23 protein-coding genes are annotated in these 20,697 nt (G+C 66.9%); 3 read left to right on the top strand and 20 right to left on the bottom strand.

The features are described from left to right. Positions 1-93: 93 nt before the first annotated feature. The 7 genes from rpsI to eccCa form a co-directional block, all read right to left on the bottom strand. Positions 94-630 (bottom strand): 30S ribosomal protein S9, encoded by a 537-nt coding sequence (gene rpsI / locus ASG64_RS01750; RefSeq protein WP_052493241.1) that lies wholly within the window; start codon positions 628-630, stop codon positions 94-96. Then, entirely contained in the window at positions 627-1,070 is a 444-nt protein-coding gene (gene rplM / locus ASG64_RS01755; RefSeq protein WP_042574668.1) for a 50S ribosomal protein L13, read from the bottom strand. The genes rpsI and rplM overlap by 4 nt, the downstream gene beginning before the upstream one ends. Positions 1,071-1,254: 184 nt before the next feature. Beyond that, complete coding sequence (locus ASG64_RS01760) at positions 1,255-1,632, bottom strand: TraR/DksA family transcriptional regulator (RefSeq protein ID WP_056072469.1); 378 nt, start codon at positions 1,630-1,632, stop codon at positions 1,255-1,257. Between the two features lie 88 nt (positions 1,633-1,720). Then, positions 1,721-1,999 carry a WXG100 family type VII secretion target gene (locus tag ASG64_RS01765; protein WP_052493247.1) on the bottom strand — a complete coding sequence of 93 codons (279 nt, stop codon included), beginning with the start codon at positions 1,997-1,999 and terminating at the stop codon, positions 1,721-1,723. A gap of 35 nt (positions 2,000-2,034) precedes the next feature. Then, complete coding sequence (locus tag ASG64_RS01770) at positions 2,035-2,337, bottom strand: WXG100 family type VII secretion target (protein WP_162245354.1); 303 nt, start codon at positions 2,335-2,337, stop codon at positions 2,035-2,037. 114 nt (positions 2,338-2,451) lie between these two features. Beyond that, the gene (locus tag ASG64_RS01775) at positions 2,452-3,954 is read right to left on the bottom strand and encodes a type VII secretion-associated protein (protein WP_056069471.1); all 1,503 of its coding nucleotides are present in this window, start codon (positions 3,952-3,954) and stop codon (positions 2,452-2,454) included. After that, complete coding sequence (eccCa, locus tag ASG64_RS01780) at positions 3,951-7,862, bottom strand: type VII secretion protein EccCa (protein WP_056072471.1); 3,912 nt, start codon at positions 7,860-7,862, stop codon at positions 3,951-3,953. The genes ASG64_RS01775 and eccCa overlap by 4 nt, the downstream gene beginning before the upstream one ends. A 274-nt stretch (positions 7,863-8,136) precedes the next feature. Here eccCa and eccD point away from each other — a divergent pair, with 274 nt between their 5' ends. Together eccD and mycP are read left to right on the top strand one after the other, a co-directional pair. Next, positions 8,137-9,630: a type VII secretion integral membrane protein EccD gene (eccD, locus tag ASG64_RS01785; protein WP_082517970.1), complete on the top strand. Its 1,494-nt coding sequence runs from the start codon at positions 8,137-8,139 to the stop codon at positions 9,628-9,630. Continuing rightward, the gene (mycP, locus tag ASG64_RS01790) at positions 9,627-10,946 is read left to right on the top strand and encodes a type VII secretion-associated serine protease mycosin (RefSeq protein WP_056069476.1); all 1,320 of its coding nucleotides are present in this window, start codon (positions 9,627-9,629) and stop codon (positions 10,944-10,946) included. Before eccD ends, mycP begins: the two co-directional genes overlap by 4 nt. Here mycP and eccB read toward each other — a convergent pair. Further along, positions 10,931-12,334 (bottom strand): type VII secretion protein EccB, encoded by a 1,404-nt coding sequence (eccB, locus tag ASG64_RS01795; protein ID WP_056069477.1) that lies wholly within the window; start codon positions 12,332-12,334, stop codon positions 10,931-10,933. The two genes, mycP and eccB, sit on opposite strands and share 16 nt — an antisense overlap. A 116-nt stretch (positions 12,335-12,450) precedes the next feature. Here eccB and ASG64_RS01800 point away from each other — a divergent pair, with 116 nt between their 5' ends. Next, positions 12,451-14,064 (top strand): type VII secretion protein EccE, encoded by a 1,614-nt coding sequence (locus tag ASG64_RS01800; protein WP_235579676.1) that lies wholly within the window; start codon positions 12,451-12,453, stop codon positions 14,062-14,064. Here ASG64_RS01800 and ASG64_RS01805 read toward each other — a convergent pair. The 12 genes from ASG64_RS01805 to ASG64_RS21960 form a co-directional block, all read right to left on the bottom strand. Then, positions 14,049-14,558, bottom strand: a complete 510-nt coding sequence (locus ASG64_RS01805) for an NADPH-dependent FMN reductase (protein WP_056069481.1) — start codon at positions 14,556-14,558, stop codon at positions 14,049-14,051. The two genes, ASG64_RS01800 and ASG64_RS01805, sit on opposite strands and share 16 nt — an antisense overlap. Before the next feature lie 10 nt (positions 14,559-14,568). Then, a complete protein-coding gene (truA, locus tag ASG64_RS01810) occupies positions 14,569-15,408 on the bottom strand; it encodes a tRNA pseudouridine(38-40) synthase TruA (protein ID WP_056072474.1) in 840 nt (279 codons plus the stop codon). A 62-nt stretch (positions 15,409-15,470) separates the two neighbouring features. Then, the gene (gene rplQ / locus ASG64_RS01815; RefSeq protein ID WP_042574675.1) at positions 15,471-16,058 is read right to left on the bottom strand and encodes a 50S ribosomal protein L17; all 588 of its coding nucleotides are present in this window, start codon (positions 16,056-16,058) and stop codon (positions 15,471-15,473) included. Positions 16,059-16,097: 39 nt separating this feature from the next. After that, positions 16,098-17,159 (bottom strand): DNA-directed RNA polymerase subunit alpha, encoded by a 1,062-nt coding sequence (locus ASG64_RS01820; protein ID WP_042574676.1) that lies wholly within the window; start codon positions 17,157-17,159, stop codon positions 16,098-16,100. 117 nt (positions 17,160-17,276) lie between these two features. Further along, on the bottom strand, positions 17,277-17,882 hold the full coding sequence (rpsD, locus tag ASG64_RS01825) for a 30S ribosomal protein S4 (RefSeq protein ID WP_042574677.1): 606 nt from the start codon (positions 17,880-17,882) through the stop codon (positions 17,277-17,279). Between the two features lie 20 nt (positions 17,883-17,902). Next, positions 17,903-18,316 carry a 30S ribosomal protein S11 gene (gene rpsK, locus ASG64_RS01830; RefSeq protein ID WP_042574678.1) on the bottom strand — a complete coding sequence of 138 codons (414 nt, stop codon included), beginning with the start codon at positions 18,314-18,316 and terminating at the stop codon, positions 17,903-17,905. After that, positions 18,316-18,690, bottom strand: a complete 375-nt coding sequence (gene rpsM, locus ASG64_RS01835; protein ID WP_042574679.1) for a 30S ribosomal protein S13 — start codon at positions 18,688-18,690, stop codon at positions 18,316-18,318. The genes rpsK and rpsM overlap by 1 nt, the downstream gene beginning before the upstream one ends. A 172-nt stretch (positions 18,691-18,862) precedes the next feature. After that, positions 18,863-18,976, bottom strand: coding sequence for a 50S ribosomal protein L36 (rpmJ, locus tag ASG64_RS01840; RefSeq protein ID WP_026917227.1), 114 nt, complete (start codon positions 18,974-18,976; stop codon positions 18,863-18,865). 100 nt (positions 18,977-19,076) lie between these two features. Next, positions 19,077-19,298, bottom strand: coding sequence for a translation initiation factor IF-1 (gene infA / locus ASG64_RS01845; RefSeq protein ID WP_005140011.1), 222 nt, complete (start codon positions 19,296-19,298; stop codon positions 19,077-19,079). Between the two features lie 129 nt (positions 19,299-19,427). Continuing rightward, complete coding sequence (locus ASG64_RS01850; protein WP_056069484.1) at positions 19,428-19,847, bottom strand: VOC family protein; 420 nt, start codon at positions 19,845-19,847, stop codon at positions 19,428-19,430. Then, entirely contained in the window at positions 19,844-20,452 is a 609-nt protein-coding gene (locus ASG64_RS01855; RefSeq protein ID WP_235579457.1) for a helix-turn-helix domain-containing protein, read from the bottom strand. Before ASG64_RS01855 ends, ASG64_RS01850 begins: the two co-directional genes overlap by 4 nt. 18 nt (positions 20,453-20,470) lie before the next feature. Beyond that, a complete protein-coding gene (locus ASG64_RS21960; protein ID WP_235579458.1) occupies positions 20,471-20,692 on the bottom strand; it encodes a hypothetical protein in 222 nt (73 codons plus the stop codon). Positions 20,693-20,697: the final 5 nt, after the last annotated feature.

Raw genomic sequence — 20,697 nt, forward strand, 5'->3', positions numbered from 1 at the left:
AGCGGTGGTGCAGATGCAGGTGACACGAAGCAGGCGCCCGCGGCGGTCCTCACGACCGGCCGGAGCGCCTGCTTCGGAACAGAAGAGCTGGTGTCAGCGCTTCGAGTACTGCGATGCCTTACGGGCCTTCTTCAGGCCGTACTTCTTGCGCTCCACGGCACGCGGGTCACGCGTGAGGAAGCCGGCCTTCTTGAGGGCGGGGCGATCGTCCGGGGTGACCTCGATGAGGGCACGGGCGATGGCCAGACGCAGCGCGCCGGCCTGTCCGGACGGGCCGCCACCGTGCAGGAGGGCGGTGATGTCGAAACCGTCAGCGCGCTCGACGGTGACGAACGGAGACTTGATGAGCTGCTGGTGCACCTTGTTGGGGAAGTAATCCTCGAGGGTGCGGCCGTTGAGCTTGAAGTCACCGGAACCGGGGGTCATGCGGACGCGGACGACGGCTTCCTTACGACGACCGACCGTGGTGACGGGGCGGTCGATGTAGATGGCCGGACGTGCTGCGGCTTCGATGTCGGCAACGACCTCGGGCTCCTCGACGGAGACGAACTCGTCGGCGATCTCGACGGTTTCGGCCGGGACGTTCTCCTCGGCCGTTTCGGTCACGACGTTCTCTTCGGGCGCGGTCACTGGGACACCTGCTTGATCTCGTACGGAACGGGCTGCTGAGCCGTGTGGGGGTGATCGGGGCCTGCGTAGACCTTGAGCTTGCCGGCGATGGCGTTGCCCAGCTTGGTCTTGGGGATCATGCCCTTGATGGCCTTCTCCACGACGCGGTCGGGGTTCTTGTCCAGAACCTCACCGATGCTGCGCGCACGGAGGCCACCCGGGAAGCCCGAGTGGTGGTAGTGGAACTTGTCGGTACGCTTGTTGCCGCTGATCGCGACCTTCTCAGCGTTGATGACGATGACGAAGTCTCCGCCGTCGAGGTTGGGTGAATAGGTGGGCTTGTGCTTGCCGCGCAGCAAAGTTGCTGCCTGGACGGCAAGGCGGCCGAGAACGACGTCGGTGGCGTCGATCACGTGCCAGGTCCGGGTGATATCCCCGGCCTTTTGGCTGTACGTGGACACAGAACTTCCTTGTCTCATCGCTGATGGTGCTGGCCAGGCGCGTGGTCGGCATCCTCGGCGGCCAGTGGAGACCCGAGGTACCGGTATCGGTCGAACGTGACGACTCGATGTACCGAACGCCAACGGTGTACCTTACCGGCCCACGTACTGGCAGGTCAAAACCCCTAGGTCGAACCCTGAACGGTCACCGTCGACGAGAGGTGCAGTCGATGCACCGCCGCGCCGTCGGCAGCGCGTCCAGCCGCGCCTCCGCGATGGCTCCCCCACACACTTCACACACTCCGTAGGTTCCCCGCTCGACGCGCAGCTCCGCGTCGTCGAGCTCGCGGAGTTCGTCGCGAGCTTCCCGCGACATGGACGCGATGGCGGCGCGCTCGAAGGCGATGGTCGAGCCCTCGGGGTCGTGTTCGTCGTCGTCGGTGGTCCACCGAGATCCCTCGACGATGGTCTGGTGCTGACGCGCGAGCGAGACGATGCGCGCCTCGGTCGCGGCGCGTTCGGCTGCGACACGCGCGCGTGCACGTGCCTTGTCGGCGGGCTGGGCGTACGGCGGATCGGTCATGTCGACCTCCATCATCCTCCGAACGCAGGACGTAGCGGAGAACCGGACACCCCCCACACCCCGGTTCCCCGCCACGCCCTCCTTCACGTCAGGCGAACATCCCCCGATTGGCCGCCTCACGGGCCTGCATGTCGGCATTACCCTGGCCGACCGCACGTCCTACCGATTCGAGGACCTGGTTCAGCTCGAGCGCCGCCGAGTCCCACTGCCGCTGCTTGTCCTGATAGGACTCCGACGCCGCACCTTCCCAGTCCGCGACGAGCGGCGAGATCACGTGACGCAACTCGTCCAGCTTGCTGTTCAACGTTGCCTGCTTCGCGTTGATCTGGCCGGTGACCTGATCGATCGCTCCGAATACGTACCTCATGGTCATAGATCCTTTCCGTCGATCGTGTGGGTCGGTCAGAGGTTGAGTGATCCGCCGGCGGCGGTCACCGAACGCGTGTTGTCGTCGTCCGCCGCGCCGTACGCCGTCCCGCTGGACTTGATCGCGTCTCCGATGGAGCCGAGAGCGAGTTGGAGCTTGTTCGCGCTGGTGTCCCAGCTGTTCATCACGCTCTGGAACGCAACCGCGGCAGCTCCCTCCCAGCTGCCCCCCACTGCTTGGACGTCGCCGCGCAGTTGGTCGAGCAGCGACTTGATCTCGAGCGTGAGCTGGTCGACTTTCCCGGCGGTGACCTGCATCGTCTCGACGGTGGTCTTCATCTGCGACATGTTCTTCGATACCCCCTCGATGTGTGCCGAGCCTGATGTCGGCACTTCCCCTGCACCTACTTCGACGTCACGCGAGACCGAACGGTTCCTCCGAATCTCGACTCGTCACTCGAGGTCGATCGACGTCAGCACCTCCGCGCACAGAGCGCTCATCGCGTCCTCGCTCGATGCGGCCGCCTGACACCCGACGCTCGTCTGCTCACCTGGCGAGACGATCACCGTCCAGTCCACCGTGGAGCCGTCGGATGCGTTCTCCGAATAGACGAGTGCGGGGTGCCGCGACACATCCGGTCCTCGAGTGAGGCCGTCCAACGTGCTGCTCGGGTCCTGTGAGGCCATGCGTGCACTCACCGTGGCCGCGACGTCGTCCACGCCCAGGCCCACCGCGAGTTCCCGCGTGACCAGCACGATCCGCATCCCCGCCGCGACATCGGGCTTCAGCAGCACTCTCTCGGTGCCCGGTTCGACGTGCCACCCGGTCGGCACGGTGAGAGTCAGACCGGCGGAACGAAATTCGCGCCCCGGAGGCGACGCTTCCGTCGATGTGACGGGTGGCCCGGATGTAGCCGAGCCCGCGCGAACGGTGGGCACGGCATCCACCATCTCGGCAACGTTGCTCGTTCGAAAATCGTCGGCACCCCGTGTGGACACCGCTGTCGCCACCGCGATGCAGGCCATCACAGCGAGAGACACCGCGACACCGACAAGGACACGCCTGTCGGTGAATCGCCGCGTCGGCTGCATCGCGGCCGTCCGTTCCGCCAGCCACGCTCCCGAACGCACGGGTGGAAGCGGGGTCACGACGGACATGTCGTCGACTACCGTGCGAGTGTTCGACACCGGCTGCACGCACGGCACGATGGCAGTGGCGAGATCCCCGTCGTCGAGAGCGACGACCGGCACTGATGTCAGCGACTCGATATCGCGAAGGGACACCGCGTCCGATTCACCGTGGACGATCACGCGACAGACACTCGTCACGGCACCGGCCTCGTCGATCGCGGACCCGATCCCCGTCGCCACGGCGATGTCCTCCGTGACCGGAACCGTCGCGTCCACCAACACACACGCGACGACATCCGGACCCGCCGACGAGGTCACGACAGTGGACACCGTCGTCCGACGAGGAGCCCTGTCCACGACGACGACGCGGCACTGCGCATCGCACGAACACGGCCGAAGTGATTGTGCTGCATCACATGCGACGACCGCGGACGATACGAGAAGCACGTCTCGCGCATGCGGCCGCGCGGACACCGTGAGCACGTCCCGGCGGACCGGGCCCCAGTGCGGTGGATGCACCACCACCAGATCGCACTCCCCGCTCGGGACGCCGGCATGACGGACGGCGTCGTCGACGAGGCCGGAGAGGACATCGACGGTCCGGACGTCGTCGCCACCGGCAAGAGCAATCCGCTCGTCGTCGATGTGCCGGAAGACATCGAGTGTGCCGACTGCGTCCGCTGGATTCAACACCGGGACAGCGGACGCTCCGTGGAGTACGACACCGTCGTGTCGAGCGAGCAGGACAGGTGTCGCCGAGACGACCCCCGACCACGAGCACAGAACGGCATCTCGCGTGATCAGCACTCCCACCGCCGACGTCACGCCGACACCGTCAGGGCGGTCTGCACGAGCGTGGCTGTTCCGCGTCCGGTGAGTACCCCTCTGCCGGTGGGCAGTTCGGTGGGCCGGGCCGTCCCGAGCAACACACCTTCCTCCCTGTTCCCGCTCATGACGATGCCCGGCGACGCCAGGTCGCGCAGACGCGCCAACACTGGCTCGTACATCGCGCGCGCGGCACCGCCGGAGCGTCTGGCGACGATGACGTGCAGTCCGATGTCTCGTGCTCGGGACAGCAGGTCCAGCAGCTCGCTCAGCGGATTGCCGTGGGGCGTCACCACCAGGTCGTAGTCGTCGACGATGACCACGATGTCGGGCCCGGTCCACCAGGACCGCGCCGTCAGCTGTTCGCGTGTGGTGTCGGGACCGGGAAGTCTGAGCCTGAGATACGTACTCAGTTCCGCCACCATCGCGGTGGCCTGTTCGCCGGACGACGCGTGTCCGGCGAGCCGGTCGTCGGGGATGTCACCGAGAAGGGTTCGGCGGTAGTCGATCATCAGGATACGAAGGGATGAGGCGTCGTTCGCGTCGACGAGCCCGGCGCACACGGTTCGAAGCAGTGTCGTCTTCCCGCATCGACCGTCCCCGAGAACGATGAAGTGGGGATTCTCGTCGAGGTTCAGAAGAACGGGAGCCAGATCGTCCTCGTCCACGCCGACAGGCACCGTGGCGGTGAACGACGTCGACGACGCGGGAGGCCATGACGGCATCGCGGCGAGGAGATCACCCCGCGCCAGTAGGCGCGGAAGCAACTGCACAGTCGGTGCCGGCGACACGTGCGCCCAGTGACGCGCCACGTCGGCGATCGCGGAGCCGGTTCCGCCGGCGCTGTCTCCCACCCGGTCGATCCGCGGCAACGCCACGAGAAGATGCAGACCCTCACGAGTCATTCCCCGACCGGGCCGACCTTCGGGGACACCGGCGGCTCGTGCGCGTCCGATGTCGGAGTCCGACGGGTCACCCATGCGGAGTTCCACTCGAGTGGTCACCGCATCCTTGATCGCGGGGCGTATCTCGGCCCATCTGCTCGCCGCGATCACCACGTGGACTCCGTACGACAATCCCGTGGAGACGATCGTCTGCAACGCCGGCTCGAGCGATTCGAACTCCGCACGGATGGTCTGCCACCCGTCGATCACCAGAATCAGGTCCGGAACGTCAGGCATCGCCGGAGCCGTCACGTCGGCGCTGGAGGTTGCTCGTCCTCGCCGCACCTCGGCCATCGACCCGATAGCGCGCTCCCGGAACAACGTCTCGCGCCGACGCAGGGTCGCGGCGACGTCGGCGACGATTCTGCGGACGGTGTCGGTGTCCGATCTGGTCGCGACGGATCCCACATGGGGAAGCTCACGCAGACGACCGACCGATCCCCCGCCGAAGTCGAGGCAGTGGATCTGCACGTCGGACGGCGAGTAGCGAAGGGCCAGGGACAGAACGAGTGTGCAGACCGCAGTCGATTTCCCGGAGTGCGGTCCGCCGACGATCGCGACGTGGCCGGCAGCGCCGGTCAGATCGAGCGCGAGGGTGTCTCGACGCTGATCGTAGGGGCGATCGACGACCGCGAAGGGAACGCGAAGCGACGTCGGCGACACCGGCTCGAACGGCACGACGACGCTGCCCAGCGCGATCGGATCGTCCAGAGGCGGGAGCCACACCTGATGGGCAGCCGTACCGTGTCCGACCATCCCCGCGACAACGGCCGACAGCACGGTCGGCGCCTCGTGACCGGAACGCTGCTCGGGCACCTCGAGAAGCACAGCCGGGGCAATATCGTCGTGCGCCACCGGAACTGCCGTGAACAGACGAATCCCGGCGGCCGCGCTCGCGCCGGACGTGGACACTGCCGCACCACGGGAATCACCCAGCGGACCACCGTGTGCACACGGTCCGGACACGTAGGACGCGGTGAACCGCACCAGATCGCTGGAGTCCGTCTTGAGATACCCCGCACCCGGACCACCCGTCAGGTGGTGCGCGTCGGGTACGCCCAGCACCGAACGGGACTCGGCGGCGGAGAACGTCTTCAGTCCGATCCGGTAGGAAAGGTGGCTGTCGAGTCCCCTCAGGCGCCCCTCGTCGAGGCGTTGACTGGCCAAGAGGAGGTGAATGTGCAACGACCGTCCGAGCCGCCCGATCGCGACGAAGAGATCCGCGAATTCCGGGAAACGACTGAGTAGTTCGGAGAACTCGTCGACCACCACGAAGAGTGCGGGCAGCGGAGCCAGCGGTGCGCCGGAGAGGCGGGCTCTGGTGTAGTCGGACACGTTCGCGAAGTTCCCGGCCGATCGCAGCAACTCCTGCCGGCGGTTCATCTCGCCCGCAAGGGCGTCCCGCATCCTCTCGACCATTCCTGCTTCCTCGGACAGGTTGGTGATCACCGCGGCGACATGCGGCGCCGAGTCGAGTCCGAGAAACGTTGCCCCACCTTTGAAGTCGACGAGGACGACGTTGAGCTCACTGGGTGAATGGGTCGCGAGGAGCCCCAGCACGACAGTTCTGAGCAGCTCGGACTTTCCTGACCCAGTGGCGCCGATGCACAGACCATGGGGGCCCATTCCGCCTTCGGCGGACTCCTTCAGGTCGAGTTCCACGACGCGTCCGTGCTCGTCGGTGCCGAAAGGAACGCGCAGGCGCGCCCTTCCGGAATGCTCGGCCCACGACGTCGCCGGATCGAAGGATCCCGGTTCCGACATGCCGGGAAGTCGCTCCCACCTGTCGTACACCGGTGCCGCCGCATCCGTCCGACCGTTGTCCGACGACGTGCGGTATCGAGCGAGAGTGCGGGCGACCGTCGCGGCGGTTATCGGATCCACGCCGTCGGCGAGTCCGAACATCTCGACACCGGCGCGGCCGTGAGCTCCCAGAGCACCGTCCTGAAGCACGAGGACCAGCGTTCTCTCGTCCGACGTCGGAGGAACGAACCCGCCGAGATCGAACACCGTCGTCGACTCCGCGCGACGAATCGATGTCAGCTCGGCCGCATCGGGCACCGTGCCGTCGACGACCACCAGCACATGACCGTGCAGGAGAGCGTCCACGTCGACCGACGCATCGGCCACCGTCCGGTACGTCGATCGGCGGGCACCTGCACCGTCGTCCCCGGCCGGGTTCCGGTGATGGGGAAGCCATTTGACCCAGTCCCACTCGGTGATCGCGTCCGGACCGACGATCACGACCACAGCTACGTCGTCCGGTCCGTGAAAGAGACACGCCTGCAGCATCATCGACCGCAGGAGCGCACGTGAAGACTCGTCGTCGCCCTCGAACCGGACACAGGAGAACGCACGCAGCGATACCGCGGTGGGCAGGTTCCGGACGATCGAGTGGTTGCGGACGAACGATCTCAGCGAGGACGCCGAGACGGGCTCGAGCCCGTCCTGCGGCCCGGTGTCGGGCGAGACGAGTCTTGTCGCCAGTCGCTGGTCACCCACTCCGACGCGGACGTGTACGAAGTCGTCGTCTGCAGCGCGGCGCTCCCACATCCGCGTCGTACCCACGAGAGTCCACAAGGTGGACGGATCGGGGTGTGTCCACGCCAACGAGGCACTCTGGGCCTGGCCTGTCGCCCGCACCTTGCGCCGGAGCTCGGACAGATACGTCAGGTAGTCCTTGCGCGACTCGTCGAGCTCTGCTGCCCGGGGACCGCCGCCGCGTCCACCGCCGGCGAACATCCCGAGCATCGACACCACCATCATGGCGGGGAACAGCAACATCATCGGATTGGCGGCCGCACCGGACGTGACCAGCAATGCCACCATTCCGACCATGGCCACGACCATCACGAGCGGAAGCATCTTGAGCAGCGGATTCCCCGGAACCACACGAGGAATCTCGGGAGGTGCCTCGATCTCCACGACTCCGGACGGCACGCGTGGTGCATCCGATCTCTGCACCCGCCGGTGAACCGTACGGACATCGACGACTGCGCCGTCCCTGCTCGTCTCGACAACCACGTCACTCCCCCCACGGCCCGCCGCCCCGTTCGGCGAGTCGTGTCAGACCGTAACCGCGACTGCCGACATCGGACAGGGAGTGGACCGGAGGCTGTGGATGAACCGTTCACCGACGTCGTGGCCCGGGGCGCTGTCACGGGTCTGACCTATAGTGCTCGGACGAGCCGCGGCGGAAGCTGCGGTTGTGGGTTCGGAGGGTTCGGGGGGACTTTCGATGACGACAGTGACAGCAGGCGTGCCCGGGGGCGGACACGATTCGGCGACAGGCGACGTCGGAGTACGACGCATCGGGGCAGGGATGCTGCGCGTGACCGTGGTGTCCGACGACGTCGAGGTGGACGTGAGCGTGCCGGCGGGACTGGCGCTGGTGGCACTGCTTCCGGCACTGTCCGCGCTGATCGGCGGCGCACGGGGCGAGACCCTGACGGGTGATGACATCGTCTTCTTCACCGTCCTCGGTGAGCCGCTCGAGATGAGATCGTCGTTGCTGGACAACGAGATCCACGACGGTGATTCGCTGGTTCTCTGTACCCGCACGACCGTGTCGGCTCCGGTCTTCGACGATGTCGGCGACGCGGTCGCGGCGTTGGGCGCCACCCGTTCGTGGTCGCCGTCCGACTCGACCACGGCGGCTGCCCTGGTGGTCGCGGGGGCCTTGGCGGTGGCGTCCTGGACGGTGTTCGGTGCGGCCGGTGCGGGGGCGGGCCTGTCGGCCGTGGTGCTCGCGGCCGTGACTGCCGTCATCGCAGGCGTCTGTTCGAGCGCCACCTCGGTATCGCCGGCGATCGTCACCGGTTTGCGACTGGGCGCGTGCGTCACTGCTGCCGGCGCGGGCGCGGCACTCGTGCCGGGTGACGATCCGATAGCCGACTCGGTGCTGGCATTCGCGCTCGCCGCCGGTGTCTCGGTCATGACGTCGATGTTCGCCGGCGAGAGCGGTCGCGCACTCTTCACGGCGATCACGACGGTGACGATGCTGGGGTGCGTCACTGCCGCCGTTGCCGCACTGAGCGACATCCACCCTGTCTCCATAGCGGCTGTCACCTGCACTGTCTGCCTTCTCGCTGTGCACTGGACCCCTCGCGTGTCCGCGGCCCGCGCAGGTATCCGACTGACTCCGGTCCCCCTCGGCGACGCCGGGCCCGGCATCGATGCCGTCGGCCGCAGGTCGTCTCCTACCCGGCCGTCGCCCGCGGTTCGTGCCGCCGAACTCGACTCGGCGGCCACGGATGTGCCGGTGGTCGCGGCACGTGCGCGGACGGCGCAGCAGTACCTGACGGGTTACACCAGCGGCGTGACGGCGGTCGCCGCAGTCGGAGCCGTCGTCGTCGCCACGCAGGATCTCACCGACTCCGTGGACGGAGCGCGTCTGGCCTTCGCGGTCGTTGTCGCGTCGGTACTGTGCTGTCGCGGACGGTCGCAACCCGACAGGGCGCGGAGCGCGGTCGCCCTTGCATCCGGCGTCACGGTTCTGCTCGTGATCGCCGCGATCGGGTCGATCCTGCGGCCGGACCTCTGGCCGTGGTGGTCGACGACCATGACTGTCCTTCCGATTGCCGCGGTGCTGATGGGAGTAGTCGTTCCGACTCGCCGCTTCTCACCGGTCGTCCGTCGAACGGCAGAGTTCGCGGAACTTGCCGCGGTCGCTTCGGTGGTTCCCCTGGCCTGCCTGATCGTCGGAGCCTTCTCGGCGGTTCGAGGATTGTGACCGGCCGCGTACGACTGTCGATCGTCGTGGCCGTCCTCGCATTTCTCGTCCTCCGCGCATCGTCCGTCACGATGTCGGCGGCGGACCCCGAGGAACCGACGGAACAGCGAACCGACTGTGCCGCGGTGTCGGTCGTCGCGCCGAGCACGGTCGTGTCCCCGGCAGAACAGTCGCTGAGATTCTCCGACGTCTGGGGCCTGACACGGGGCGCCGGTCAGACCGTTGCCGTCATCGACACCGGCGTCGCCCGACATCCGTTGCTTCCCGGCGCGATAGCGGGTGGCGACTTCGTCTCGGACGGTGACGGTTCGACCGACTGCGACGCGCACGGCACCGTCGTGGCCGGACTCATAGCAGCGCGACCGTCGCCGGGATCCGGGTTCGTCGGCGGCGCGCCCGACGCCGACATCCTGACCATCCGACAGTCGAGCAGTGCTTTCTCGGCCGTCTCCGCAGAGCGTGAGACCCGCGACGACGGGTCGACGTCATCCGGCTACGGGGACGTCGATTCGATGGCGCTGGCGGTGAGAGCAGCGGTGGACGCGGGGGCGGGTGTCATCAACATCTCGGAGGTGGCGTGCGCTCCGGTGGGCACGCCGCTCGGTGACGACGCCCTGGCCGACGCCATCGAGTACGCGGCCGTGGTCAAGGACGCCGTGATCGTCGTCGCGGCAGGCAATTTGGACGGCAGTCGGTGTCGCGATCAGAACGACACGATGCGCGGACAGGCCGGCCGGGACTCCCCCGCAACGAGAACCACCGCATCGCCGGCCCGATTCGACGACTACGTCCTCACGGTCGGCTCACTCGATGCGGACGGCACACCCTCGGCCTTCAGCCTCGCCGGGCCATGGGTGGACATCGCTGCACCGGGCACCGACGTCACCTCCCTCAGCCCGACCGGTGAGGGCTTGGCCGACGGCACCCTGGATGAGGAAGGGCGCTTCAGTCCCTTCACCGGAACCAGCTTCGCGACGCCGTTCGTATCGGCCACGGCGGCCCTCGTTCGATCTCGCTACCCGGACATGTCCGCCCGAGAGGTCATCGCACGTATCGTTCGCACCGCCCACGCGCCGGCGGGTGGGTGGGATTCGGCTGTCGGTTTCGGCAGCCTCGACCCGGTTGCCGCCGTCACCGGCACCGCGGAGGACGAACCGGAGAACCGACCGGCGACGCGATTGGACGCACGCGTGACGACACCGCCCGAGGACCGCAGCGACGCGACGGTCGCCCTCGTCGGTTCCGCGGGTGTGATCCTCGCACTTGCGTCACTGTGTTTCCTGCGCAGCGCTTTTCGACGTCAAGAACCGTCGTGAGTAGTTCGCGCATCACTGCGTGCCAGAGCGGGTCCGGCCGGGAGAAGTTCCAGGATCGGCCACGGGGCGGTCACCGGCTCACCCAGTCCCAACGCCGCCGCGTCGTCGTCGTCGGGAACACCGAACCGCACACCGGTGTCGGCCACGTAGAACCGGAAATCTCGCCGCACGTCGTCGACTGCCATCCCGGTACTCACGGCGTACACCCCCGTCCCGGGAGCGACTGTCACCGTGTCCAGTCCGTCGCCGGCGCCGTCGGCGGTCCCGAGCATCACTGCCGTCGTCCTGTCTGTCGGCTCCCCCGTGGTCAGAACAACGGTTGCACCGGAATCCGAGCCCACTCCGGCGGCGCTCCATTCGACGCACGTGGAGGATGTCGCGTCGATCAATCTCGGCGGGCGGTCCGGAAATGTACCGATGGCCAGAGGCGTCGCGCTCCTCGGAGCGCGCGCGATCACATCCGGCGGAACCGCGTCGACGCCCACCCGACCGGCGGAGTCGGCGAATCTGAGCAGTTGGGCACTCGCCGGCCCGATTGCCTGGATCCCGTCCGAGAGAATGACGTAGTGCTGGCTACGGTCACCGAGGTCGACCGTCACCACCGACCCGACGGGCCGGCCCCCGGTGGGATACGGCGCCGTACTTCCCGCGTCGGTGATGACCGGGGCTGTGATCCGAGGGACCTCCGGAACTGCATCGAACAGCCCGGCACCGACTCGGACGGGTATCGCATCGTCCAGGCCCAGCGCGCGAGTGACCGCCGTGTCGCGCAGGTCCACCTGTGCCCGGACACCGTCGTACACGAGATAGTCGACCCCGTCGCGTGCCCACAGCACAGCGTCGTCGGACTCGAAGGCTCGGCGGCCGGGTTCCCCCGACGAACCGAGGGGAACTATGGACACGTCCGTGGTTCCACCGCTGCCATCGGTGCTTCGGAACTCGCACACCGACCACACCATCAGCTCGGATCCGACGGGCAGGGTCTGAGGTGCTCCGCCTATTCCGATCGCCGGTCCCCGTGCCTTGGAGGCGATCTCGCGCGCGTCGACGGCTACCGGATCGTCGGCTGCACCGACGAAGAGCCGGGCGGACGCGAGATTGAAAGCAGGATGCAGGACGTCGTCCTCGACGACGAACAATGCACCGTCGTCCTTGCTCATGACGATGGACGCGTCACCGATCTTCGTGGCCGGCCTGATGAACGCCAGAATTCCGCAGCCGGCCAGGATCAACACCGCGACAACGATTCCCACCATGGATGCCCGAGACGACGACCGCATCGGGTCGTGCCGCATCGAGGTGTCGCCGAGAACCAGAGCGTGGTCGAGCCGTCGAACGGAGAAGCGGTGTGCGCCGATCTGCCATCGTGTCGTCGGTGTCGCTGCCATCGATCCCCCTGCCCACAGAGCACGTGTGACCGTGCCCCGGCCCCCCGGCCGGCATGCGGAACCCATCGGAGACGGGCCGCGTCAAGGCACAGTACATCGAGCAGGAGATCGGAGTCATGATGCGATTCGGCTACCCGGGGATGAACTCGGCGCGGACAGTGCTGGCGATCCAGGCGATCGCTGTCGTGGTCGGCGGGCTCGTCGCCCTCGCGGGCTCCGCGGTCGCGGCGATCGCATCCGCCCTGTTCGTCGCTGCAGTTCTCTCCGTCTCGCGCGACGGCCGCACCGTGGCCGCATACCTGTCGGCCGCGGCTCGGTACCTCCTGCGGCGGCGCGGCAGGTCGCCGCTCGACGCGCGCACCCTGGTGACTGTCGAGCAGCGCGGACTCCCGACGGGCGTCGTGTGGAACGGGTCCGAACTGTCCGTCGTCGCCGAGCTGGGTGTCACCGGCATCGGCGGCTGGACCACTGTGGGCGGGGAAGGAATCGTCTCGGACGTCTCGGTCCCGTTCCGTGTTCTGTCGGACAGTGTGAGCCGAACGAAGGCGCCGATAGTCCTGGGGGTGACGACTGTGGGATCACGTCCGGTTCGAGGCCGTCGCGCGTCCGACGCGTATTCGTCGATGGCGGGAACACTGGCATCGGTGTCACATCGCCGAACGTGGTTGTCGCTCTCGATGGATGTCCACGACGGCGCGTCCGGGATAAGTCGACGCGGAGGCGGAGTGAGCGGTGGCGCAACGGTGTTGACGCGTCACATGTCCCGCCTGCAGCACATCCTCGGCACGCTGGGGATCGAGGCCACGCTTCTGACGGCCGACGCCATCGCCGATGCGGACCTGTTCGTCTCCTCGGGCACACCTCGTCGCCATGTGCGCACCACGTGGCGGGCGGCCACGCTCGGCGGGACGGCATGGACCTCCCGGCGATTGCGCCCGAATCTGTGGACCAACTCGATCGTCGACGATGTCTTCGACCGCGATGCATCCGTCACCGCCATGTCGGTCACGACGCGCGCCGACGGCGACGCAGTGTCGACAGTCGGCTCGTACGGTCAGTGCGCCGCGGTCCCTGTCGAGCGGGACGTCACAGGGTCGGCGACGCTGGACGGGGAGCAGCATCGAGGCTTCGACGCAATCCTTCCGTCGACGGCGCGTATCGCCCTCCCGACGAGCAGTGTCGATCCGAATGCCCTGGACCCGCTGGTCTTTCCTGTCGCGGGTTGCGGTCAGATCCTCGGTGTCGACGGACACGGATCAGCGGTCGCCATGCGCGTCTACGGGCCTGCCGTTCGGTCGATCAGGGTGCGGGCGGAGTTGTACCTGGTGCATCAGATCGTCTTCCGCGCAGTGGCCATCGGTGCGACCGTCGTCGTCGTCACCGATCGTCACCACGCATGGCGTCATCTTGCTGCGTCGGTGGCGGACTCCGGAACGCTGAGCGTGGTCGCGGTCGAATCCTCGCAGGGTCACGACGCGGACCTCGTCGTCGCGGACCATCCCTCCGTCCGGCCCGTTCCCACCGGTTCCACTGTCCTCCACGTCGATACCGACCGACGATCCGGCGACGCGGACATCGAGATCGACCAGGCGGACTCCAGCGGCGATCATGTCGTCGTCACCATCGGGCACCGGAGTATCGCTCTACGCCTGGTGACCACTGCCGCGGAAACGGAAGCCATCGGCCGTCCGCGAACGACTATCCGTCAGCGAAGTCACGCACCCGGGTAGGTCGACGCGTCGCCCCGACGCCACCACCACAGTTGGTCGATCATGCGAGCGGCGGCGTCCACGGCAGCTCCGTCAGTCGTGTCGCCGTTCTCGTCGAAGGCCTTCTTCACGCGCGCGAACAGCGGTGCGTCTCGCACGGACGCCATGTGCAGTTCGGCGACGACCTGTCGCAACTGTTCCACAGCTCTCGCTCCCCCGGCCGAACCGCCGTAGGACACGAAACCCACAGGCTTGCCGCGCCATTCGTACTTCACCGAGTCGAGGGCACCCTTCAGCGCCGCGGAGTACCCGTGGTTGTACTCGGGCGTCACCAACACGAACGCGTCGCTCTCCCCGACCCACTGTGTGAAACCGCCGTCGTCGTCCCGAAGATCTTGGACCCTCACCTCGAACCGGCCGTCGGCGACGGCCTGCCGGACGAACCACGCCGCGACGGTCGGGCCGATTCGCCCCTCGCGGACACTGCCGATGATCACGCCGAGAACTGGTGCCATACCGCCGAGATTAACCGCAGCAGCCGCCGGGCATCGACCGCGTCGCTCGCGTCGTCGCGTTCCGTTCGGCCAGCCGATCCTCCGCCGGGTAGTCGACGCGTACCAGAGACAATCCGTGAGCAGGGGCCACGGTGATCGAGCTGGACCTGGAATCGCTGGACAACAGGCCGCGTACCCAGGCGACGTCACGCCGTCCCTCACCCACCGCCAGCATCGCCCCGACCAGAGACCGCACCATCGACCAGCAGAATGCGTCGGCGCTGACGAAGGCCGTGAGATCGTCACCGTTCCGGACCCACTCGAACCGCTGCAGCTCGCGCACGGTGGTGGCGCCGTCACGGCGTTTGCAGAACGCCACGAAGTCGTGCAGCCCCAGTAGGACGGCGGACGACTCCTGCATCGCGGCCACGTCGAGTGCGCGGGTCCACGGCACCACGGATCCCGCGCGGAGCGGCGACACCCCGAAAGGGGCTGTGGACAACCGGTACTCGTAATGGCGCCGCAGCGCGGAGAAGCGAGCGTCGAAGTGTGTGGACGCCTCGGACACCGCCATGACGCGCACGTCCGCCGGCAGGAACCGCGCCAACCGCCGTACCAGCAGGGACAGGTCCGGCGTACGGTCCGGATTACGAGGATCTATGCGTCGCAACGCTTCTCGCGAGACGTCGACGTGGGCGACCTGGCCCTCGGCGTGCACGCCGGCGTCGGTCCGTCCGGCGACCGTGAGTTCGAGAGGCACCCCGAAGATCGCGGTCAGCCGCTCCTCGAGCACCCCGCACACGGTCCGCTGGTCGCGTTGTCGCGCCCATCCGGCGAAGTTCGTTCCGTCGTAGGCGATGTCGAGACGCAAACGAACGAGCCCGCCACCGGTGAGGGTGGCGGGCTCGTCCAGGGAGTCCGTAGTGGACACTCTTACTTCTTGTCTGCCTCATCGGCGTTGGCCGCGTGAGCGTCCTCTGCCTCGACACCCTCGATGACGGCGTCTGCATTCGCGACCTGAGCGTCGGTTGCCTCGGCCTCGACGGCCTCGACGACGTTCTGATCGGATGCAGCCTCGTCAGCGGCGGTCTCGTCGTTCGTGGCGGCAGGCGCGGCCTGCGATGCCTGGACACGACGAGCACGGTCCGCCTCGTTGGACACCGTCTGCTCGCGAACGAGCTCGATGATGGCCTGAGGAGCGTTGTCACCCTTGCGGGGGACGGTCTTGATGATGCGGGTGTAGCCGCCTGCGCGCTCGGCGAAGTGCGGGCCGATCTCTGCGAACAGAGTGTGAACGACGTCCTTGTTGCGGATGTCCTTCATGACCTCACGACGGTGAGCCAGCGAGCCGGCCTTCGCGTGCGTGATGATCTTCTCGGCGTAGGGGCGAAGGCGCTTGGCCTTCGACTCCGTGGTGGTGATCCGTCCGTGCTCGAACAGCGCCGTGGCCAGGTTGGCGAGAATCGCCTTCTGGTGCGACGCCGATCCGCCGAGACGGCGACCCTTGGTGGGCTTGGGCATGTCAATATCTCCTGATCAAGAGCTCGCGACGCGTGTGCGTCAGAGCTGTTCGGTCTCGGCGTAGTCCTGCTCGGCGCCGTCGGCATCGCTCACGGCGTTGTCGGTGTCGCTCCAGGTACCGGTAGCGGCGTCATATCCGGCAACAGTGCTCGGATCGAACGTCGCGGGGCTGTCCTTGAGCGAGAGGCCGAGCGAATGCAGCTTGACCTTGACCTCGTCGATGGACTTCTGTCCGAAGTTACGGATGTCCAGCAGATCCGACTCGGTGCGGCCGACCAACTCGCCGACGGTGTGAACACCCTCGCGCTTGAGGCAGTTGTAGGACCGGACGGTGAGGTCCAGATCCTCGATCGGCAGACCGAAGGAAGCGATGTGATCGGCCTCGGCGGGCGAGGGTCCGATCTCGATGCCTTCTGCTTCGACGTTGAGCTCACGGGCAAGCCCGAACAGCTCGACCAGGGTCTTGCCCGCCGAAGCGAGCGCGTCCCGCGCGGTGATGGAGTTCTTGGTCTCCACGTCGAGAACGAGCCGATCGAAGTCGGTGCGCTGCTCGACACGGGTGGCTTCCACCTTGTACGTCACCTTGAGGACGGGCGAGTAGATCGAGTCGACCGGGATACGGCCGATCTCTGCGCCCGACGCCTTGTTCTGCACTGCCGGAACGTATCCGCGGCCACGCTCGACGACGAGCTCGATCTCGAGCTTGCCCTTGTCGTTCAGGGTCGCGATGTGCAGATCCGGGTTGTTCACGGTGACGCCGGCCGGGGGAACGATGTCGCCCGCGGTGACAGTGCCGGGGCCCTGCTTGCGGACGTACATGGTGACCGGCTCGTCCTCTTCCGAGGACACGACGAGACCCTTGAGGTTCAGGATGATGTCGGTGACATCTTCCTTGACGCCGGGGACCGTGGTGAATTCGTGCAGAACGCCGTCGATACGGATGCTGGTGACAGCAGCGCCGGGGATCGATGAGAGAAGCGTACGGCGAAGCGAGTTGCCGAGGGTGTACCCGAAGCCAGGCTCGAGGGGCTCGATGACGAACTTCGAGCGGTTGTCAGCGATGACCTCTTCGGTCAGCGTGGGTCGCTGAGAAATGAGCATTGATGTCCTCCTGGGAAGAGCGTCCGCTATTTGACGCTCGTGGTGGGGCGGTCAACGCCCCGTGCGCCTCGCGTGTTCCCGCGAGGGGATGACACGTGAGGCGCACGGGCCGGAGGCCTACTTCGAGTAGTACTCGACGATGAGCTGTTCGGTCAGCGCGATGTCGATCTGCGAACGCTCCGGCTCCTGGTGGACCAGGATGCGGAGACGGTTCGGAACGACCTGCAGCCAACCGGCCACCGGGCGATCGCCGTAGGTTTCACGGGCGATCTGGAACGGGAGCGTGCTCAGCGACTTCTCGCGAACGTCGATGATGTCGTACTGCGAGACGCGGTAGCTGGGGATGTCGACCTTCTTGTTGTTGACCAAGAAGTGGCCGTGCGTGACCAGCTGACGTGCCTGACGACGCGTGCGAGCGAGGCCCGCACGGTAGACGACGTTGTCGAGACGCGTCTCGAGGATGCGCAACAGGTTCTCACCGGTCTTGCCCTTGAGGCGGTTCGCTTCCTTGTAGTACAGGGAGAACTGCTTCTCCATGACGCCGTAGGTGAAGCGCGCCTTCTGCTTCTCCTGCAGCTGGAGCAGGTACTCGCTCTCCTTGATACGCGCGCGGCCGTGCTGGCCGGGCGGGTACGGGCGACGCTCGAAAGCCTGGTCGCCTCCGACGAGGTCGACGCGAAGTCGACGCGACTTGCGGGTGATGGGTCCGGTATAACGTGCCATGTTCTGTTACTTCCTTCCCGCTAGACGCGACGGCGCTTGGGCGGACGGCAGCCGTTGTGCGGCTGGGGGGTGACATCGGAGATGGTGCCGACCTCGAGGCCTGCCGCCTGGAGCGAACGGATCGCGGTCTCGCGGCCGGAGCCGGGACCCTTCACGAAGACGTCGACCTTCTTGACGCCGTGTTCCTGCGCCTTGCGGGCAGCGGACTCGGCGGCGAGCTGAGCAGCGAACGGAGTCGACTTGCGCGAGCCCTTGAAGCCGACATGGCCCGAGGACGCCCACGAGATGACGTTTCCGGCCGGGTCGGTGATCGACACGATCGTGTTGTTGAACGTGCTCTTGATGTGCGCGCTGCCGTGCGGGACGTTCTTCTTGTCCCTGCGGCGCGTCTTCTGGGTCTTCTTCGGACCGGAGGTGCGTGTCTTCGGGGGCATTACTTCGCCTTCTTCTTGCCGGCAATGGTGCGCTTCGGTCCCTTACGGGTGCGCGCATTGGTCTTCGTGCGCTGTCCACGAACGGGCAGACCACGACGGTGGCGAAGGCCCTGGTAGCAGCCGATCTCGATCTTGCGACGGATGTCGGCCTGCACCTCGCGGCGCAGGTCGCCCTCGACCTTGAGCGACTCCTCGATGTACTCGCGAAGCTTGGTGAGGTCCTCGTCGGAGAGGTCCTTGCTGCGCAGATCGGGGCTGACGCCCGTGGCAGCGAGGATCTCGTGCGAACGGGTACGGCCGATGCCGTAGATGTACGTGAGTGCGATCTCCATGCGCTTCTCGCGCGGAAGATCCACACCGGCTAGACGTGCCATGTGGCGGTTTCCTTCATTCGTGCGGAGGTCTGCTCCCAGTCCGTCCCCATACATGTGGTGCTCGGGGCCCCGGCCTCCGCGGCCGAGGGTGTACTGCCCGCGTGTGGGCAGCTGGTGCTGGGAGGTCTTCTTCTTGCATGTGGTGCCAAGTGGATCTTCGAGAGGGGGTTGATCAGCCCTGACGCTGCTTGTGACGCAGGTTTTCGCAGATCACCATGACCCGGCCGTTACGGCGGATCACTTTGCACTTCTCGCAGATCGGCTTGACGCTCGGCTTGACCTTCACGTCTGTTCGATCTCCTGGTCGCGTCCGAGAATCACCGCGCGTGCGCGCCGAACCTCGGACATGGTTGATCCCCGGCTCGCGAGGAACCGGGGACTCTTGACTACTTGTAGCGGTAGACGATCCGCCCGCGTGTCAGGTCGTAGGGAGACAGCTCGACTACGACGCGATCCTCGGGGAGGATGCGGATGTAGTGCTGCCGCATCTTGCCGCTGATGTGAGCGAGCACCTTGTGACCGTTTTCCAGCTCGATGCGAAACATCGCATTGGGCAGGGGTTCGACTACTCGGCCCTCGACCTCGATTGCGCCGTCCTTCTTTGCCATATCCTCCGCGATCCTGGTTTGCACACCTGATTGACGACTCGTAACCACACTTCATGCAGGCACGAGTAAACGCACCGACGTTCCATGTTAGCGGGTCGCGACGACCAGGCCAAACCAGCGCCGACCGAGTCAGCCGCCGTGGCCACGGTAGGTGCCGAAGGACCAGTGCACACCCTCGGGATCGAGGCAGGTGAAACCCTGGCCGCCGTAGTCCTCGTCCCGTAGCGGTTCCACGATACGGGCGCCGGCCTCGCGCGCACGATCGTGCAGTCGCGTCAACTCGCCCTGTCCCACGGCGACGTAGACGGCGCCGACTCCGGGCGGCAGGCCCGCGATGGTGCTGTCCTCGCGCGCCGAGCCCAGCATCACGGCCCCACCCGAGGCTCTGACCAGCTCGGCATGATCGACACGCTCCCCCTCGCCGTACACGGCGGCCTCGGTGAAGCCGAGTACGTCGACGAGGAAGGCGATGGCCGCCCGTGCATCGCGATAGCGCAGGGCCGGGAAGAGGAGCGACGGCGTCGAGTCGGTGCTCTGTGTATTCGTCATACCCTCGATCCTGTCGCCGACGCGGTGCTGTCGTCTTGTACGGATGCGAACACTTCGTTCGCGCGCCACACCGAAGGCGCTGCCCCCGCGAGAGAACGCCAGTCACGCGCCATGTGCGCCTGATCGAAATACCCGCAGGCCGACGCGACCTCCGCGAGCCGCGGCGGCTCCGGCGCGCGCAGCATCGCATGGGCCCGGGTGAACCGGCCGAGTCGGATCGCGTCCCGCGGAGTGACCGAGAACTCCGATGCGAAACGAGTCTCGAGGCGACGCCGACTCCACTCTGCATCCGCGGCGACCTGCCCGACGGTGACCGATGCCGGACCGGTCAGCTGTTCCCACGCGCGGTCGAGACGAGCATCCGGGAGCGTCGCCCGACCCAGGCGACCGACCAGTATCCGGTCCACCACCGTGAACGCCGCCGCCCATCCGAATGCTGCGTGAACACCGTCGAGAAGTCGGGGCGCGTCGTCACCGAGAAGGTCGTCGAGCGAGACGATGTACTGGCGGAGCGCCGCCGGCGGGACGTGCAGCAACGCCCGACATCCGGCGGGAGTGAGCGAGATCTGGATCCCGTGCTGGTAGCCGTCGTGCTCGATGACCACCGGTTCGACGCCGAGACCCTAGGCGAGCGCGCCGAACTCTCCGGGGCTCTGATCGATCATCGCCGTACGAGAGATCGTCAACGGTGCCCCGATGGGCAGAATGATCGTCAGATCGACCGACGGCATTCCCACGTGGGAACCCGCCGGGAAGCCCGACAGGCGGTAACCCTCGTATCGACGCACGAACGGGCGCAGCGACCGCGCCGGCAGCGCGACCGATCCGTCCGACACGCCTGTCATAGGCA

The organism is Rhodococcus sp. Leaf247 (genome assembly GCF_001426185.1).
Lineage (GTDB): Bacteria > Actinomycetota > Actinomycetes > Mycobacteriales > Mycobacteriaceae > Rhodococcoides.